This window comes from Mesorhizobium sp. M0954 (assembly GCF_040319155.1).
In the GTDB taxonomy this organism is placed as follows: Bacteria; Pseudomonadota; Alphaproteobacteria; order Rhizobiales; family Rhizobiaceae; genus Mesorhizobium.
Genome location: NZ_JAMYNR010000009.1, coordinates 110,330 through 127,238 on the forward strand (window position 1 = coordinate 110,330; position 16,909 = coordinate 127,238).

At 62.8% G+C, this 16,909-nt stretch carries 15 protein-coding genes; 7 read left to right on the forward strand and 8 right to left on the reverse strand.

The window, feature by feature from the left end; genetic code table 11:
• Positions 1-336 precede the first annotated feature (336 nt).
• From NKH93_RS14625 to NKH93_RS14645, 5 genes are all read right to left on the reverse strand, one after another.
• Positions 337-1,191, reverse strand: a complete 855-nt coding sequence (locus NKH93_RS14625; RefSeq protein ID WP_352970697.1) for a phosphorylase family protein — start codon at positions 1,189-1,191, stop codon at positions 337-339.
• Positions 1,192-1,271: 80 nt separating this feature from the next.
• On the reverse strand, positions 1,272-2,063 hold the full coding sequence (locus NKH93_RS14630; RefSeq protein WP_352804038.1) for an ABC transporter permease: 792 nt from the start codon (positions 2,061-2,063) through the stop codon (positions 1,272-1,274).
• Entirely contained in the window at positions 2,056-2,943 is an 888-nt protein-coding gene (locus NKH93_RS14635; protein WP_352816942.1) for an ABC transporter permease, read from the reverse strand. The genes NKH93_RS14630 and NKH93_RS14635 overlap by 8 nt, the downstream gene beginning before the upstream one ends.
• Complete coding sequence (locus NKH93_RS14640; protein ID WP_352816939.1) at positions 2,940-3,977, reverse strand: ABC transporter ATP-binding protein; 1,038 nt, start codon at positions 3,975-3,977, stop codon at positions 2,940-2,942. Before NKH93_RS14640 ends, NKH93_RS14635 begins: the two co-directional genes overlap by 4 nt.
• Before the next feature lie 126 nt (positions 3,978-4,103).
• Positions 4,104-5,144: an ABC transporter substrate-binding protein gene (locus NKH93_RS14645; protein ID WP_023676450.1), complete on the reverse strand. Its 1,041-nt coding sequence runs from the start codon at positions 5,142-5,144 to the stop codon at positions 4,104-4,106.
• Between the two features lie 146 nt (positions 5,145-5,290).
• On the opposite strand from NKH93_RS14645, the gene NKH93_RS14650 reads away from it, so the two are divergent.
• Positions 5,291-6,340: a LacI family DNA-binding transcriptional regulator gene (locus tag NKH93_RS14650; RefSeq protein WP_352816936.1), complete on the forward strand. Its 1,050-nt coding sequence runs from the start codon at positions 5,291-5,293 to the stop codon at positions 6,338-6,340.
• A gap of 12 nt (positions 6,341-6,352) precedes the next feature.
• Here the strand turns inward: NKH93_RS14650 and NKH93_RS14655 are convergent, their stop codons facing one another.
• Positions 6,353-6,937 (reverse strand): TetR/AcrR family transcriptional regulator, encoded by a 585-nt coding sequence (locus tag NKH93_RS14655; RefSeq protein WP_352451959.1) that lies wholly within the window; start codon positions 6,935-6,937, stop codon positions 6,353-6,355.
• 107 nt (positions 6,938-7,044) lie between these two features.
• On the opposite strand from NKH93_RS14655, the gene NKH93_RS14660 reads away from it, so the two are divergent.
• The 3 genes from NKH93_RS14660 (at position 7,045) to NKH93_RS14670 (ending at position 9,901) form a co-directional block, all read left to right on the forward strand.
• Positions 7,045-7,860: an oxidoreductase gene (locus tag NKH93_RS14660; protein ID WP_352470337.1), complete on the forward strand. Its 816-nt coding sequence runs from the start codon at positions 7,045-7,047 to the stop codon at positions 7,858-7,860.
• A gap of 86 nt (positions 7,861-7,946) precedes the next feature.
• Positions 7,947-8,894 carry an alpha/beta fold hydrolase gene (locus NKH93_RS14665; RefSeq protein WP_352816932.1) on the forward strand — a complete coding sequence of 316 codons (948 nt, stop codon included), beginning with the start codon at positions 7,947-7,949 and terminating at the stop codon, positions 8,892-8,894.
• A 5-nt stretch (positions 8,895-8,899) separates the two neighbouring features.
• Entirely contained in the window at positions 8,900-9,901 is a 1,002-nt protein-coding gene (locus NKH93_RS14670; RefSeq protein ID WP_352685087.1) for an NADP-dependent oxidoreductase, read from the forward strand.
• On the opposite strand, the gene NKH93_RS14675 is transcribed toward NKH93_RS14670, so the two are convergent.
• Entirely contained in the window at positions 9,894-10,823 is a 930-nt protein-coding gene (locus tag NKH93_RS14675; protein WP_352816927.1) for a sugar kinase, read from the reverse strand. The two genes, NKH93_RS14670 and NKH93_RS14675, sit on opposite strands and share 8 nt — an antisense overlap.
• 157 nt (positions 10,824-10,980) lie before the next feature.
• Here NKH93_RS14675 and NKH93_RS14680 point away from each other — a divergent pair, with 157 nt between their 5' ends.
• Complete coding sequence (locus NKH93_RS14680; protein WP_352451991.1) at positions 10,981-11,427, forward strand: FixH family protein; 447 nt, start codon at positions 10,981-10,983, stop codon at positions 11,425-11,427.
• A gap of 7 nt (positions 11,428-11,434) precedes the next feature.
• A complete protein-coding gene (locus NKH93_RS14685) occupies positions 11,435-12,634 on the forward strand; it encodes a cytochrome-c peroxidase (RefSeq protein WP_352816925.1) in 1,200 nt (399 codons plus the stop codon).
• Between the two features lie 24 nt (positions 12,635-12,658).
• Here NKH93_RS14685 and NKH93_RS14690 read toward each other — a convergent pair whose 3' ends face one another.
• Entirely contained in the window at positions 12,659-13,111 is a 453-nt protein-coding gene (locus NKH93_RS14690) for an Lrp/AsnC family transcriptional regulator (RefSeq protein ID WP_352816922.1), read from the reverse strand.
• A gap of 162 nt (positions 13,112-13,273) precedes the next feature.
• Between NKH93_RS14690 and putA the strand changes: the two genes are divergently transcribed.
• Entirely contained in the window at positions 13,274-16,885 is a 3,612-nt protein-coding gene (putA, locus tag NKH93_RS14695) for a bifunctional proline dehydrogenase/L-glutamate gamma-semialdehyde dehydrogenase PutA (protein WP_352970701.1), read from the forward strand.
• Positions 16,886-16,909: the final 24 nt, after the last annotated feature.

Genomic DNA, 16,909 nt, shown 5'->3' on the forward strand with positions numbered 1-16,909 from the left:
GCTGAGGAGGGGGACGCGCTTCCTGGATATGCCACTTGGTAAGCCGGGCCTCGCTTCCGGCACAGGCTGAAGGTCTGCTTCGTAGCGTTAACTGGGCGCTGGCGTGACCCCTGCTAAGCTTCCGCTCATGGCGCTCTGTGCTGATTCCCGCCGACTAATTCAAACGGCAAGTTCCGCCCATCTGGGCCATTGGCGGCAGCCAGTCTGATTGAGTTTTGACCCTAATCCTCAAACGCCGCCCTCAACGTTTCGAACGTCGCAAACACGCCCAATGCAGCGCCCTCGGGATTGTTGGTCGGTGGCAGAGCTTCAGCTATCCGGCGCACCAAGGTCGTCTCAGAACCGGCTGGAGCGTTCTTTCGGCTGAGGCGACTTCAAGCCGTGACAGGAGCATTCCGGATCAGCGGGAAGTCGCGCGGCGGTCTCCAGCGCGACCCGCGAGGCTGTCATGGAGAGACTGGGCAGCACGTCCTCCTGCAGCAATTTCTGGCGATTGCGATCCATGTAGTCGTTGAAGCCCGCCGTCACGAACGCGCAAGGCACGAAACACGCGCCGATCTCGCGCGACAAGGTCGCCTCAGGGGCGATGGAATGGTTGAGTACATCCGCCCCCATGCCCCGATACGCCAAGGCTTCGGCAGGCGTTGTCAGCCGCGGCCCATAACAATGGGCAGCCACCAACTGCTGTTCGATGCCATAAACGCGGCATTCGGCTGGCCAATGACGGCGGGCCGTTTCGACCAGAACCGCCGCACATCTTGGACACACGATTTGCTTGCCCGAACAGTCAAAGCTCTGGCGGTCAGGAAGCAGTGAAAACGGGGTCTGCGTCAGTTCGATGATATCGGCAGTCACCACCATGTCGCCCGGCTGGATCGCCTTGTTGACGGCGCCTACGGTCGAGCAGGCGAGAACTTGCCGTACACCCGCCCGCATCAATACCCAGAACGCGCGGCGATGGCAGGAATGGTCGATACGGTCGCGGGGATTGCCGTGCGAATACATGCACAGCGCGCGTTTTGCTCTCCCTTCGGCTGTGATCGACGCATCGAACTCGAGCAGCTTCCAGTTGTCGGTGCGACCGAAAGGTGTTTCAAAACTCATGTCGCGCCGCAAGGTGCGCACACCATCGAATTCGATATCTTCCGGGAAGGCAAGCCCCCAGTTTGCCGATCCGGTGATGATGGCCAACCCTACCTGAGGGATGTCCGTCGAATGATCCGTCAGATCGTCGGCCGCGTGGTGATTGGTGGGCATGTTTCCAGTCTCGGTCAGGATTTTTGGCGAAGGGTCACAATCAGGACCACGGCCACGACGATGACGGTCCACAATGTCGAGATCGCCGCAATGGTCGGATCGATCTGATCGCGCAGCGACAGGAACATAAGCTTCGGCATCGTGCTGTTGCGACCGCTTGCGATGAAGATCGAAATCACAGACTCGTCGAGCGAAGTCAGGAACGCCATCAATGTCGCTGACAGCAAGCTGATCCGAAGTTGCGGAACGATTATTCCGCCAATGGCCCTGGCCCAGTTTGCACCGAGGCTGCGCGCCGCCTGAACCTGGTTCCAGTCAAAGCGAGCGAGAGCGGGTAGCAACACGATGCAGGCGACCGGAACGGCCAGCACCACATGTCCGACCAGCACACCGAATAGCGTTCCGATCAGATGTTGTGCGGCCAACACGAAGAAGAGACCGATCGCAAGCAGGATTCCTGGGGTGATCGAGGGGGTCAGCAGGACGCTCTGGATGGCCGCAGCGGTCTTTCCGCCCAGCCGATTCATTGAAATGCAGGCGAGCAGCGCAAATGGCACCGCGATCAACGCCGTTAATGTGCCAAGGATCAAACTCGTTCTGAGCGCGGCCATCCACGTTGCCGAGCCGAAGAAGTTCTCGTACCAGCGCAACGAGTAGGCGTGCGGCGGAAACTCAAGGAGATTCGACGCCGAAAAGGAAAGCGGCACCACCACGAGCGTCGGCAGCATCAGAAATGCCATGACAAGAGCGGCAAAGCTCCAGAGCAAGATGCGGGCGAGCCTGTTTTGCGGATAGGCTTCAAGCATGGGAGGCTTCCACGGTGTTCTGGGCCACCAGGCGGCGTGCCGCCAGCAACATCACACCGATCAGCGCCATAAGAACGAGGAGCAGAATGCCCAGGACGCTCGCCGACCCCCAGTCCTGAAAGGTCGATAGTGTACGCTCGATCCGGGTAGAGAGAGGATTTACCTTGCCGCCGCCAAGCACCGCCGGCGTGATGAAAAAACCTATGGCGTAGATGAGGACGATAATCGAACCCGAGAAGATGCCGCCCGCCGAAAGCGGCATAATGACTGTGCGGACGACCTGCCTGAGAGTGGCCCCCATGCTCGCTGCCGCGCGAATGAGATTTGGGTCGATATCGCGCATCGCAGCATAAACAGGCAGCAGAAAGAGCGGCAGCATGTAGTGAACCATGCCAATGAGCGTTCCCGTGAAGTTGTAGACCAGCGGCAATGGCTCCGCCGTCAGGCCTGAACCGGTCAAAGCCGCGTTGATCAGGCCGTCGCGCCGCAAGAGAACGAGCCAACCATAGGTACGCACCAGAATGGAGGTCCACAGCGGCAGCATGACGAACGCCATGAGCACGTTGGCCAGCCTTGGTCTGACGCTGGCCAGAGCCAGCGCCAGAGGGGTGCCGAGAACAATGCAGGCCGCCAGCGTACCCAAGGACAGTTCGAGGGTCGTGACGAGGGCCGACCATGTCAGTCCGCTCGAAAGGACCTTCTCGTAGTTGCCGACGGTGTACTCGCCCCCGGTGGTTAGGAAGGACTGCCGGATGATCCAAAGGATGGGCAGTATCGCCGCCAACCCAACGATGAACAGCGCCGGGAGCGAAAGTGAAAGAAAAAACCGCCGCTCGCGCCGCGCATCCGCCGCGAGCGCCGGGTCCCGGACGACGGTCACGCCATCGCTCCCGGTATCGCGTGAACCTTCGCTGCTGGTGCATATGCGGTCATCCGCTGACCGGCGGCAAGCTCGGCGCAGCCGCCGGCCAGCGCTGCCGGAATGCAGACAAGAACCTCTTGCCCGCCGTCAAGCGCCAGCGTCAAAAGCCAGTTCTCGCCGCGGAACGCTTTGGCGCGCAGTATTCCTTCGAGAGCCACTCCGTCTCCGCCGACGAGTTTCGCATCGAGATGGAAGCTTTCGGCGCGGATCATCAGAGTTTCGCGTGATGCTTCGGCGCCGTCGATTCTGCGCGCTGAGCCTGGGGCAACAATGTTAGCCTCGCCCATGAACTCAGCGACGAAGCGGGTCGATGGACGATCATAAATCCGCTGCGGCGTATCTATCTGCTGGATGCGGCCAGAGTTCATCACCGCAATCCGGTCAGACATAATCAGCGCTTCGCGCTGGTCGTGCGTCACATAGATCGTGGTGATCCGTAGATGATCATGCAGACGCCGGATCTCATACTGCATGGTCTCGCGCAGATTCTTGTCGAGCGCCGACAGCGGCTCGTCCATCAACATCACGCGCGGTTCGAAGACGATAGCCCGCGCCAACGCCACCCGTTGACGTTGGCCGCCGGATAGTGCGGCAACATTGCGCTCCGCCAGGCCATCCAGCTTCACCCGGGCCAAGGTATCGAGCGCCCGCTGACGTGCCTCCGCTCTCGGTACCTTGCGCAGCACCAGCGGATACGCGACGTTCGCCAGGACATTCATGTGGGGAAACAAGGCGTAATTCTGGAATACTATGCCGATGTCTCGTTTGTTGGGCGGCAGGCGGGTGATGTCTCGATCGCCCAAGAAAAGTTTACCGGAATCCGGCCGGACAAAACCAGCCAGAGCCATGAGTAACGTGGTCTTGCCCGATCCCGATGGCCCTAGCAGCGTGAGGAATTCGCCAGCCTGAATGTCGAGCGAAACATCATCCAGTGCGACGTAGGACCCATAAGCCTTGTGCACGCTTTCGACGGTGATCGCGAGCGACTTCATCATGTGCTCCAGCCTTAAAGCGCGTCGCGTTCGACTGGCTTCACGCGACGCGCTTTAGGTTTCTTGTTTTCATGCATGTCGTTGTCGCGCTGCACATTTTTGCGCGACATGCGTCAGAGCTGAGAGTCAGCGAGCCATCATTTCATCGAAGGCTCTTTGGGCAGCCTCGCCATTCTTGACCCACCATTCTGAATTGGAAAACACCGAAGTGCCAGCATTTTCAGGCGCGGTCGCAAGGGTCTTCAGACGGTCCTCGGGAATAAGGCCACCCTCATATGCCGCAGGATTGACTGGGCCGTAGGCAATGAAATCGGTCAGCTTGGCAACCCGCGCGGGCTGCGTCATCGCTGCGATGAGCTTCATCGCGGCTTCCTTGTTCGGCGCTCCCTTCGGCACCCCAAGACAGTCCGTGCCGATGACCGAACCCTTGAACGTGTAGTCAGCCGCGCCGCCATCTGCTTTCACGGTTTGGGCGCGTCCGTTCCAGGTAATGACCAAATCCGCCTCACCGTCTTTCAGCAACTGCGCGGACTGGGCGCCCGAGGTCCACCACACGGCGACATCTGGTTTGATCGCTTCAAGCCGCTTGATGGCGCGCTCTAGCCCTTCCGGGGTGCTGAGCACGGAATAGACGTCCGCCGGTGCCACGCCATCGGAGAGCAGCGCGATCTCGATCGAGTCTTGCGCATTGGCGCGCAACGCGCGACGGCCAGAAAATTTGGCAACATCCCAGAATTCCGCCCACGTCTTCGGCGGGTTCTCGCCATAGGTCTTGGTGTTCCACGACATGACGGTGCCATAGGAGTCAAACGGATAGCAGTAGTCGGACTTTGCACCCTCCGGCACGGATTTCGGATCGATGATCTTGTAGTCGAGTGGCTCCAGCAGCGATTGTGCGGCCGCCTGGGCACCTTCCGGTGAGCCCAGGTGAATGACGTCGGTCGTGACCGCACCCGAGGTGACCTGCATCTTCAAGGCGGCCAGGCCGTCGCTTAGGGTCTCCTCGCGGACGTCATAGCCAAGCTCTTTTGCAGCCGGGCCCCACATGGCCTCCTTCATGGCGTTACCATAATCGCCACCTGCGGTCGTGATGGTGACCGTCTGCGCATGAACGGGCAGGGCAGCCGAGATTGCGAATGCTGTTAAGGAAATGCGTAGCCAGGACATAGGTTCTCCTCCCCAACTTTATCAAACATCGCTCAAAAGAGCCATTATTTTGTAATCGTAACGTTACGATTGCATCTCAATGCACTGGAGTCAAGCTGCTTCCTACGGGAGTTTCGATTGACCGGGATGTCGAATTCGGTAACGTTATGGCGGTCAGCAAATCAGCCGGCGCTTTCGCAAATGAAGTCGGGCGAACAATGGCCAATCTAAAGCAGATCGCCGCGGAACTTTCCCTCTCGGTGACCACGGTTTCCCGCGCTCTGAAAGATGGACCGGAAGTGCAGCCCTCGACCATAGCCCGCGTCAAGGAGGCGGCTAAGCGGGTCGGCTATTTACCAAATCATCATGGTCGCGCGCTCAAAACCGGTCGAACGCAGACGCTGACGGCAGTACTCCCGATGGAAACACGAGACCATCTGTCCGATCTGTTGAAGCTTCCTTTAATCGAAGGCATGACGCTGGCGGCGCGGCAAGCCGGTTATAGTCTGTCCATCTATTCCACCACTCCCGACGACGATCCCGTTGAGAGTGTGCAGCGGCAGCTTCAGGCGCACAGCGCAGACGGCCTGGTCATCACGCGCCTGGTGTCGGCTGATCCGCGCGTCAAGCTGCTTCTGGATAAACGCATGCCGTTCGTCGCGTTTGGAAGAACCGACCTGGATATCGCGTATCCTTATGTCGATGTCGACAATGAACAGATTGCCTACGAGGCGACCCGGCGGCTCATGGATAAGGGTTGTCGACGCATTGCGCTGCAACTTCTCGTTCCGGAGGACCAGGCGAGTGCCACGCGTCTTTCCGGGTATGGAAGGGCAATGGCCGAGGCTGGTATTCCGATCGACCAGTCGTTGATCGGTCATGGCATGTTCACCATGGAATCGAGCGCAGGCTGGTTCGATCGCTTGCTGGCGTCATCAGATCCGCCAACGGGCTTGGCGTGCGCCAACGAACTGGGCCTTCTGGGAGCGTTGCACGCTCTCGGCAAGCGGGGTCTCACACCAGGCCGCGACGTTCACATTGTCACCCGTGACAGCACGCGGCTGGCACGCTTCCTGCCGGCAAAGATCGGAGTTCATTCCGTGGATATGGCGGGTGTTGGACGCAAACTTATCGAAGTCCTGGAGAGCCGGATCATCAATCCGCTTGGGCCGGTGGAGACAGTCTTGGTGCAAGGCAGATTCGAGCCGGCCGAATAGTCCGGGCTGCCCTCAGGAGGCCACCTCGTCTTGAACCGGCCGGATCAGCGCCTTTGCGGCAGCTGCTCCCGCCGCCAGGATACGATCCGATAATTCCGTTCCTTCCACGGCGCGCGCGAGTTGAAGCGCGCCGATGAGCGTTGCAAACATGCCCAACGCAGCGCCCTCGGGATCGTTCGTCTGCGGCAGAGCTTCAGCTATCTGGCGCACCAGGGATTGAGCGCGCTCGGCATAGAGGGCTCGCGTTTCAGGCGGCTGCCGCGCGATTTCCGGCAACAACGCGGCCGAAGCGCAACCCTTTCCAGGATTGTCCCGGTGCTCGGCCGATAGATACGTCTCTATGGCCATTTCCGGACCGCCGGCGGCCAATGCTTCCTGCACTTCATGCGACTGCGCGTCCAAGGCCGCCGCCACGCTTTCACGGACGAGCTCCGCCTTCGACTGGAAGTGCGGATAGAAGGCGCCGTTCGTCAGCCCGGCGTCGCTCATGATGGTTGCCAGCCCGGACGCCGCGATGCCGTCAGATCGAAAACGTTCGGCGGCGACCTCCATGATCCGGCTGCGTGACGCGTCTTTTCGGCCCTTTTCATAGCGCATGGTCTTTCTTTCCTGTCCTGCTATTGCATTATGCTCATAATCTGATATTACGATCATAAGTCAATTCGTGGAAATAAGCTAGACCTCTCGAACCTGGAACATCAAAAATGAACGGGAATTCTGAAAAGACCGCAATCGTGACCGGAGCCTCCTCGGGCATCGGCCGCGCCAGCGCCGAGGCCTTGGCGCGGGCGGGTTTCACTGTCTTCGGGACAAGTCGCCGCAAGACCAGTAACGGTCCGGGCGGAGTGACCATGCTGGCATGCGACGTGACCGATGATGCGGCCGTCAATGCGCTCGTTGCCAACGTGCTCGCGCAGACCGGCCGGATCGACCTCCTGGTCAACAATGCCGGTGTCGGTCTGCTAGGCGGCGCCGAGGAATCCTCGGTCGCCCAGGTACAAGCCCTGTTCGACGTCAATCTGTTCGGCGTCATGCGAATGACCAATGCGGTGTTGCCGTCGATGCGGCGGCGCGGCGAAGGGCGCATCATCAATATCGGCTCCATTCTGGGACTGGTACCCGCGCCATACTCAGCTCATTACTCGGCGGTCAAGCACGCGCTCGAAGGCTATTCGGAATCGCTCGACCACGAGGTGCGCGCCTTCAACGTCCGCGTTTCCGTCATCGAGCCGGCATTCGTCCGCACCGTCTTCGACCAGAACGGCATCGAGCCGGATTCGCTGTTGAAGGAATACGATCGGGCTCGAGCCGGGCTCAAGGCGCTGCTGGGCGATGTGATGCCCAAAGCCGATCGGCCGGAAGTGGTGGCGGATGTGGTTGTCAAGGCAGCGACCGATGCCCGCCCGCGACGGCGCTATACCGCTGGCAACGCAGCGCGCCAGGTCAGCCTGCTGCGCCGCTTTGCCCCCGCGGGGATTTTCGACAAGAGCCTGCGCAAGCAGTTCCGACTGCCGGTCTGAACAACGGCGAGCCAGAGGATTTCACGCACATGCGACTAGCAACCACAACACATTTGGCCAGGCCCTACGAAACGGAGACGCCAAGCATGACACATAGATCCAATCGGTCGCCGCGTTCACCGGCATTGTTCCAGGACGCGCCAACGCTCTCGATCGATGTCGGGGGCATAGCTTTTGCGTACAGGGAACTCGGGCCCAGGACGGGCGTGCCAGTGATCCTGCTCAACCATCTGGCTGCTCAGCTGGACAATTTTGATCCGCGCATCGTCGATGGCCTCGCTGCGACCCGGCGGGTAATTGCCTTCGACAATCGCGGAGTCGGTGCTTCGGGTGGCAAAACTCCGTCGACCATTTCCGGCATGGCGCGGGATGCGGTCGCCTTTGTCCGGGCGCTGGGGTTCGAAGAAGTCGATCTCTTCGGCTTTTCACTCGGCGGCTTCGTGGCGCAAGAGATTGTGCTGACCGAGCCCAAGCTTGTGCGCAAACTCATCCTGGCTGGCACGGGGCCGGCCGGTGGGCAAGGCATCGACAAGGTGACGCCGCTGACGATCGTGGACATGATCAAGGGCGCGCTGACTTTTCGGGATCCGAAGTACTATCTCTTCTTCACAAGAACGCCGAATGGGCGCCGCGCCGCAAACGCATTTCTGCAACGGCTGAAAGAGCGCCGGAATAACCGGGACAAGGCGATATCGCTGAGCGCGTTCGGCGCGCAACTCAAGGCGATCAAGGCCTACGGACTCCAGGCGCCACAAGACCTGAGCACCATCCGCATTCCCACTTTGGTTGCGAATGGCGACCAGGACAGGATGGTGCCGAGCAGCAATACCTACGATCTCGCCGGGCGTATCCCGGGGGCGCATCTGGTCATCTATCCGGATGCCGGGCATGGCGGGGTATTTCAGAACCACGCCGCTTTTGTCCCGAAGGCGCTGTCCTTCCTCGAGGCTGAGGCCTTGCCGCAGGGCGGCCATGCAGCTGAAAACGTTCGGCTTGTTTCGTCCCGAACAGCAACAGACATTCTTGGAAAGTAACTGCCATGAAGGCATTCGTTGTCGATAAGTATAATAAAAAGGGCGCCCTGCGGCTGGCCGAAATGCCGGAGCCGGAGCTCCAGGACAGCGATGTCTTGGTCGAGGTCCATGCCGCAGGGGTGAACCTGCTCGATTCCAAGGTCAAAACCGGAGAATTCAAGCTCATCCTGCCCTACCGCCGGCCCTTCATCCTGGGCCACGACGTGGCTGGGAAGGTTATCCGCGTAGGATCGCAAGTCAGCAAGTTCAAGGCCGGCGACGAGGTCTATGCGCGGCCGCGCGACGGCCGGATTGGGACATTCGCCGAATTCATTGCCGTGAATGAGGCCGACGTAGCCTTGAAGCCCGAGAATCTCAGTATGGAAGAGGCGGCGTCGATTCCCCTGGTCGGTCTCACCGCCTGGCAGACGCTCATCGAACGGGCAAACCTGAAGAAGGGACAGAAGGTCTTCATTCAGGCTGGCTCCGGCGGCGTCGGGACATTTGCTATTCAGTTGGCCAAGCACCTCGGCGCGACCGTTGCGACAACCGCGAGCGCGGCAAGTGCCGATCTGGTCAAAAGTCTCGGCGCCGATGTCGTCGTCGACTACAGGAAAGACGACTTCGAGAAAGTTCTGTCGGGCTACGATGTCGTCTTGAACAGCCAGGACGCCAAGACACTGGAAAAATCCCTGAGGGTGCTGAAACCGGGTGGCAAGCTCATCTCCATCTCCGGTCCACCGGATGCCGAATTTGCCAGGGAAAAGGGACTGAACTTGATGCTGAGGCTGGTGCTGCGCTTCCTGAGTCGCGGAATTCGGGCCAAAGCCAAGCGCCGCGGCGTGCAGTTTTCGTTCCTGTTCATGTGGGCGCAGGGCGATCAGCTGAGCAAAATCACCGCTCTCATCGAAGCCGGCGCGATCCGCCCGGTTGTGGATCGGGTCTTTCCATTCGAAGCGACCAATGACGCCCTGGCCTATGTCGAAACAGGACGCGCCAAGGGCAAGGTCGTCATCAAGGTCAGATAGCGGGTGCCTCGAACGCACCCTTGAGCGTCTCGAACGGCGCCAGGGCGCCGCGCACCTGCACGACGGCGGCGGCGACGCGATGAGCGCGCAGCACGGCTTCTGCCGGGGCATGGCCGGCAAGGCGGGCGGCGAGGTAGGCGCCGTTGAAGGAGTCGCCGGCGCCGGTGGTGTCGACCGGGGTGGCGACGTGCACCGCCGGAACCGATTGCAAGGTTCCGTTTTGCGCGATCAGCGCCGGTTCCTCACCGTTCTTGACGACGACTTCGCCGGCCAGCTTTCGCAGCCGTTCGGCTGTTTTCTGCGGTGTCGTATCACCAAACAGCATCTGCTCGTCGGGAAAGGTCGGGAGCGCGATGTCGGCGACGGCGAGCGCCTCGAGGATCGCGGCCTGCGCTTCCTCGCTTTGGCGCCACAGCCTCGGCCGGTAATTGGGGTCGAAGGCAATCAGCGAGCCGGCCGCGCGCGCCTTGGCCACGGCCGTCAGCAGTACCTTGCGTGGAGCCTCGTCGAGGATTGCCAAAGTTATACCGGAAAAATAGACAAGCGCTTGGTTTTCAAGGCTTTTCTGCAATGCGGCTGGGTCCGAAGCCAACTGCCTTGCGGCCGCATCGGCCCGCCAATAGGTGAAAGAACGTTCGGCGCCGGTCAGCGTGATCGCATAGAGGCCGGGGCGGGCGCCCGCTATCACCGGGCTGGCGCCGATGCCGATGCCGTTCTCGGCCAGGAACTTGATCTGGTCGCGTGAGAACGGGTCGTCGCCGAAGGCCGACACATAGGTCGCCGGCCGCTCGCCGCTCAAAGCATGCAGCGCCCACAAAGTGTTGAACGTGTCGCCGGCAAAGCCCATGCGCCAGTTCGGCCCGGCCTGGCCCGAAAGCTCGAGCATGCACTCGCCGATCGAGGCGATGCCGATTCCTGCCATGAAGCACTCCTCCATCCTGCAATTGCGGTGCTGTAGCTTTTTGCTGCCGGCAGCGCCATGCTTGGCGACGGCGGATTCTTGCACTGGGCGCGATTTCCCACAGGGGCGTGGGACGCGATCTGCCCAGCGAAACGTTATCCGCAGAACAGGAATGGGTTTGGCATCGTTATGGCGTTATCTTCTTGGAGGCCTCGGCTTGGCTGCCTTGCTCGCCGGCGTGCTGGCAATCGTCTATCTGACGGCGCCGCATGCACCGCAACCAAGCTCGGACGTCGGCCGTTCCAAGACGACGGCGAACAAGCTGTTCGCGGCGACTTTCGAGCCCGAGAAAGGCGTCATCCGGCAGGGCGAACTGGAATCCTGGCTGCTGACGCTGAAAACCGTCGAGGGTGCGCCGGTGGAAGGTGCTGCGATAACGATTTCCGGCGGCATGCCGCAGCACAAGCACGGTCTGCCGACCAGCCCGCAGGCGACCGATTACCTCGGCGCGGGGCGCTATCGCATCGACGGCGTCAAATTCACGATGAGCGGGTGGTGGCAATTGCATTTTGCCATTTCCGCTGCGGCCGGTTCGGACACTGTCGTCTTCAATGTGGTGCTGTGAGCCACTGATGAGCCGGTTTCCCAGTCTTCTCGCGTTGGTGGTGGTGGCCCTGCTTGCCGGCTGCGGCAGACCGGAGTTTTCCGATGCCGAAAAGCAGACCATCGCCTCGCTGGCACTATCCAAGCTGCCGCCGCTGAAGCCCGACACCACCAATCGCTTCGCCGATGTGCCGGCCGCCGCGGCACTCGGCTCGACGCTGTTCTTCGACACCGGGATGAGCGGCGACGGCACGGTATCGTGCTCGACCTGCCACAAGATCGACCGCCAATTCCAGGACGACTTGCCGCAAGCGGTCGCCGTCGGCCGCACCAACCGTCGTACCATGCCGTTGGCCGGCGTCGCGCATGATCCCTGGTTCTTCTGGGACGGGCGGCGCGACAGCCTGTGGGCGCAAGCGCTGACACCGCTCGAAAATCCGCTGGAGCAGGCCGGCAACCGCGCCGCCTTCGCGCATTACATCAAGGCCCGCTTCGGCGAGCGCTACGAGCGCATCTTCGGGCCGCTGCCGGACCTTTCGGGCGTGCCGGCCAATGCCGGCCCGCTCGGCACCGATGCCGAGAAGGCGGCCTGGAACGCCATGCCCGCCAGTCAAGCCGAGGAGGTCAACCGCGTCTTTGCCAACATCGGCAAGGCGATCGCCGCCTTCGAGCGCTCGATCGCGCCGCCGCAGACACGCTTCGACCGCTTCGCCATCGACCTGGCTGCGGGCGCCGAGCCGAAAGGCGACGCCGCCTTTTCGCCGGAGGAAATCCTCGGCCTGAAGCTGTTCATCGGCAAGGCCAATTGCGTGACCTGCCACAACGGCCCGCGTTTTACCGACGGCAGCTTCCACAACACCGGCGTGCCGCCGGTCGCGGGCCTGCCGCCGGATCGCGGCCGCGTCGACGCGGTGGCGCAGGTCGAGGCCGATCCGTTCAACTGTTTCGGCGCCTTTCGCGACGGCGATGCCAGCGCCTGCCGCGAGTTGCGCTTCATGGTCAAGACCGGGCCGGAACTCGTCCGCGCCTACAAGACGCCGTCGCTGCGGGGTGCCGCCACCCGGCCGCCCTACATGCACGCCGGGCAGTTTTCCTCCCTCGACGAGGTGGTGGCGCATTATTCGAAGGCACCGGCAAGCGTCGAGGGCACATCCGAGATCCACCCGCTGCAGCTTTCGGACCGCGAACGCGCGGCGCTGGTGGCGTTTTTGAAGACACTGGCGGAGTGAGGGCGGGACAACAACAGCGCTCTCCTACCGATCCTTCACCGTCTCCATCGCGACAAACGTCGAGGTCTGGGCAACGTGCGGCAGGGCGGAGATACGCTCGCCGAGTACGCGGCGGTAGGCGGCGATGTCGGTGGTGCGGACCTTCAGCAGATAGTCGAAGTTCGATGCCATCATGTGGCACTGCTCGATCTCCGGCACCGCCTGCACGGCGCGGTTGAAGGCGTCGAGCGCGGCCGAGCGGGTGTCGGACAGTTTCACCTGGACGAAGGCGACATGGCCTTCGCCCATGCGCTCACGGTCGATGATCGCCTGGTAGCCCCTGATGAAGCCGTCCTTCTCCAGCCGTTTGACTCGTGCCTGCACCGGCGTCTTCGACAGGCCGACTTTCGCCGCCAGTTCCGACATGGAAAGCCGGCCATTGCTGCCCAGAGCCGACAGGATGTTCCTGTCGATGCGGTCCAATTGGTCTTCCGTCACTGAATTCCTGGTCGAATTGGAGGTGATCAGTCCTAATGATAGATCGATCGATCTGTTCTGTCGACTTCTTTGGACCGACTGCAATCCCTACATATGTTAGCTTGCGCCGTTCGGTCCGGTGACCGCCGGCCCGCTCCCTTATGCTCGCTCTACAGGACCGCCATGCCAGCGCTCGATACCATCCGCCAGCAGATCCGTGCCAATTATTTGCCCGACGAAGACCAGGCGGTGAAGCGGCTGGCCGAGGCGGCCGGGCTGTCCGCGCAAGACCGCAAGGCGATTTCGGCGCGTGCCGCCGATCTGGTGCGGGCGGTGCGCGGCTCGTCCGATCCGCGGCTGATGGAGGTGTTCCTGTCCGCCTATGGCCTGTCGACCAAGGAGGGCGTGGCGCTGATGTGCCTGGCCGAGGCGCTGCTGCGGGTGCCAGACACCGAGACGATGGACGACCTTATCGCCGACAAGATCGCGCCGCACGACTGGTCGGCGCATGCGGGCGGCTCGAGCTCGATCTTCATCAATGCGTCGACCTGGGCGCTGATGCTGACCGGCCGCGTGCTCGACGAGGGCGAGGGCGGCATCGAAGGCACGCTGCGCGCCATGGTGCGCCGGCTTGGCGAGCCGGTCATCCGCAAGGCCGTCGCCGCCGCCATGCGCGAAATGGGCGAGCAGTTCGTGCTCGGCCGCACCATTGCCGAGGCGGTCAGGCGCGGCCGACCGATGACGCAGAAGGGCTATCTCTATTCTTTCGACATGCTGGGCGAGGCGGCCCGCACCGAGGCCGACGCGCTGCGCTACCTCAAGGCATATGCCGATGCCATCTCTTCGCTCGATGCCGGCGCCAACGGCCCCGACATCCGCCAGAACCACGGCATCTCGGTAAAACTGTCTGCGCTGCATCCGCGTTATGAAGTGACGCAGAAGGAAAAGATGCTGCCCGTCATGGCCGAGCGGCTGTTGTCGCTGGCGCTGGCGGCGCGCCATTCGCGCATGGGCCTCAACATCGACGCCGAGGAAGCCGACCGCCTCGATTTGTCGCTCGACGTCATCGAGCGGGTGCTGGCCGAACCGGAGCTTGCCGGCTGGAACGGTTTTGGCGTCGTCGTGCAGGCCTATGGCCCGCGCGCGGCCTTCGTCATCGACTGGCTCTACGAGCTGGCGAGGAAATACGACCGCAGCATCATGGTGCGGCTGGTCAAGGGTGCCTATTGGGACACCGAGATCAAGCGGGCGCAGACGCTCGGGCTCGACGGCTATCCGGTTTTTACCCGCAAGGCCAACACCGACGTCTCCTACCTGGCCTGCGCGAAGAAGCTGTTGGCGATGACCGACCGCATCTACCCGCAATTTGCCACCCACAACGCCCACACCGTCGCCGCGATTCTGTCGATGACGACGGAGCGCGATACGTTCGAGTTCCAGCGGCTGCATGGCATGGGCGAGGCGCTGCATGAGACGGTGCGGCGGGCCGAAGGCACTCGCTGCCGCATCTATGCGCCGGTCGGTGCTCATTCCGACCTGCTCGCCTATCTGGTCCGCCGGCTGCTCGAAAACGGCGCCAATTCCTCCTTTGTCCACCAGCTCACCGACGAGGAAGTCGAGCCCGAGGACATTGCCCGCGACCCGCTCGAAACGGTGGAGAAACAAGGTCCCGCCGCCAATCCAGCGATCGTGCCGCCGTCGGCGATCTTCGGTCCCGGCCGGCGCAACTCCAAGGGTTTCGATATCACCGACACGCTGACGCTGGCTGCGATCGACAAGGCGAGGGCCGAGTTCGCCGGGCCGGAGCGCTGGCACGCCAAGCCGGTCAGCCGCGCTGCCGGCTATGGCAAGCAGCGTCCGGTGGTCAATCCTGCGAAACCTTCGGAAGTGGTCGGCACGGTCAGCGAGGCCGGCGCCAAGCAGGTCGAGACCGCCGTTCGCATCGCCGTCGAGGCACAACCGGCATGGGCAAGACGCCCGGTCGCCGAGCGCGCCGCCATCCTCAACCGCACGGCCGATCTCTACGAGGCGAACGCCGTCGAGTTCTTTGCGCTGGCCGCCCGCGAGGCTGGCAAATCGCTGGCCGACGGCGTTGCCGAGGTGCGCGAGGCGGTCGATTTCCTGCGCTACTATGCGGCTGAGGCCGCCAATGCCGAGGCGGGCACCGAGGCGCGCGGCGCCATCGCCTGCATCTCGCCGTGGAACTTTCCGCTGGCCATCTTCACCGGCCAGATTGCGGCGGCGCTCGTCACCGGCAATTCGGTGATTGCCAAGCCGGCCGAACAGACGCCGCTGATCGCCTTCCGCGCTGTCCAGCTGCTGCGCGAGGCCGGCGTGCCGGAAGACATCATCCAGCTTCTGCCCGGCGACGGCCCCTCGGTCGGCGGCCCGCTGACCGCCGATCCGCGCATTGCCGGCGTCTGCTTCACCGGCTCGACCGAGGTCGCCAAGCTGATCGAAAAGCAGCTCGCCGACACCGCCGCGCCTGACGCCATGCTGATTGCCGAGACCGGCGGCCTCAACGCCATGATCGTCGATTCCACCGCACTTCCCGAACAGGCGGTGCGCGATATCCTGGCCTCCGCCTTCCAGAGCGCCGGCCAGCGCTGCTCGGCATTGCGCATTCTCTACGTGCAGAAGGACGTCGAGAAGAAGATGCTTGAGATGCTGAAAGGCGCGATGGAAGCGCTTAGCCTCGGCGACCCGTGGCGGATATCGACCGATGTCGGCCCGGTCATCGATGACGAGGCGCAAGCGTCGATCCGTGGCTATTGCACCAAAATGGGCCTGCAGGGCCGGCTGATCGCCAAGCTCGAAGCGCCGATGGACGGCCGCTTCGTTGCGCCGCACGTCTTTCGGGTCAAGGGCATCGAGGAGTTGGAGCGCGAGGTGTTCGGGCCGGTGCTGCATGTCGCCACCTTCGATGCCGACGAGATCGATGCGGTGATCGCTGCGATCAACCGCAAAGGCTATGGCCTGACCTTTGGCCTGCACACCCGCATCGAAGGCCGCGCCCAGCATTTCGTCGATGGCATCCATGCCGGCAACATCTACGTCAACCGCAACCAGATCGGCGCCGTCGTCGGCGCGCAGCCGTTCGGCGGCGAGGGGCTTTCCGGCACCGGGCCGAAGGCCGGCGGGCCACATTATCTCCGGCGCTTCCGCAAGGGGCCGGAAGCCGGCACCCATCTTGCCGAAGGCCGCAAGGTGACGGCGACCGAGCTCGCCGACAATCTGCCGGACCCGGCCTTTGGCGGCTGGTCGACGCGGCCGGATCGCGTCGCCATCCTGAGGAAACATCTGCGCGGCAAGGGTGCCGCGGCTATCGGCACTGCCGCCGGCATCGATTTCGGCCAGGTCGACCTGCCCGGGCCGACCGGCGAGGCCAACACGCTGTCGCTGTCGCCGCGCGGCCGTGTGCTCTGCCTCGGTCCCGACGCGGGTACGCTGCTTGCCCAGACGATCCAGGCGCTGGCCGCCGGCAATGCCGTGCTCGCCGTCGCCCCCGGCGCGCCGGCGGCGCTATCAGCGCTGACCGGCAAGGGCCTGCCGCTGGCGGCGATCGACGGCCGGCCGGACCCGGTCGAAGCGCGCTCGCTGCGGGTCGATGTCGTGGCCTTTTCCGGTACGCCCGAGGCCGCGCGCATCGTGCGCAAGGTCATCGCCGAGCGCGCCGGCCCGATCGTGCCGCTGGTCAGCGAAGTCTATTATCCGGCCGCCTATGCCCACGAGCGCGCCGTCTGCGTCGACACCACGGCGGCGGGCGGCAATGCCAGCCTGCTGGCCGCTGCGTAGGTTTCGCCAGGGTTCGCTCATCGC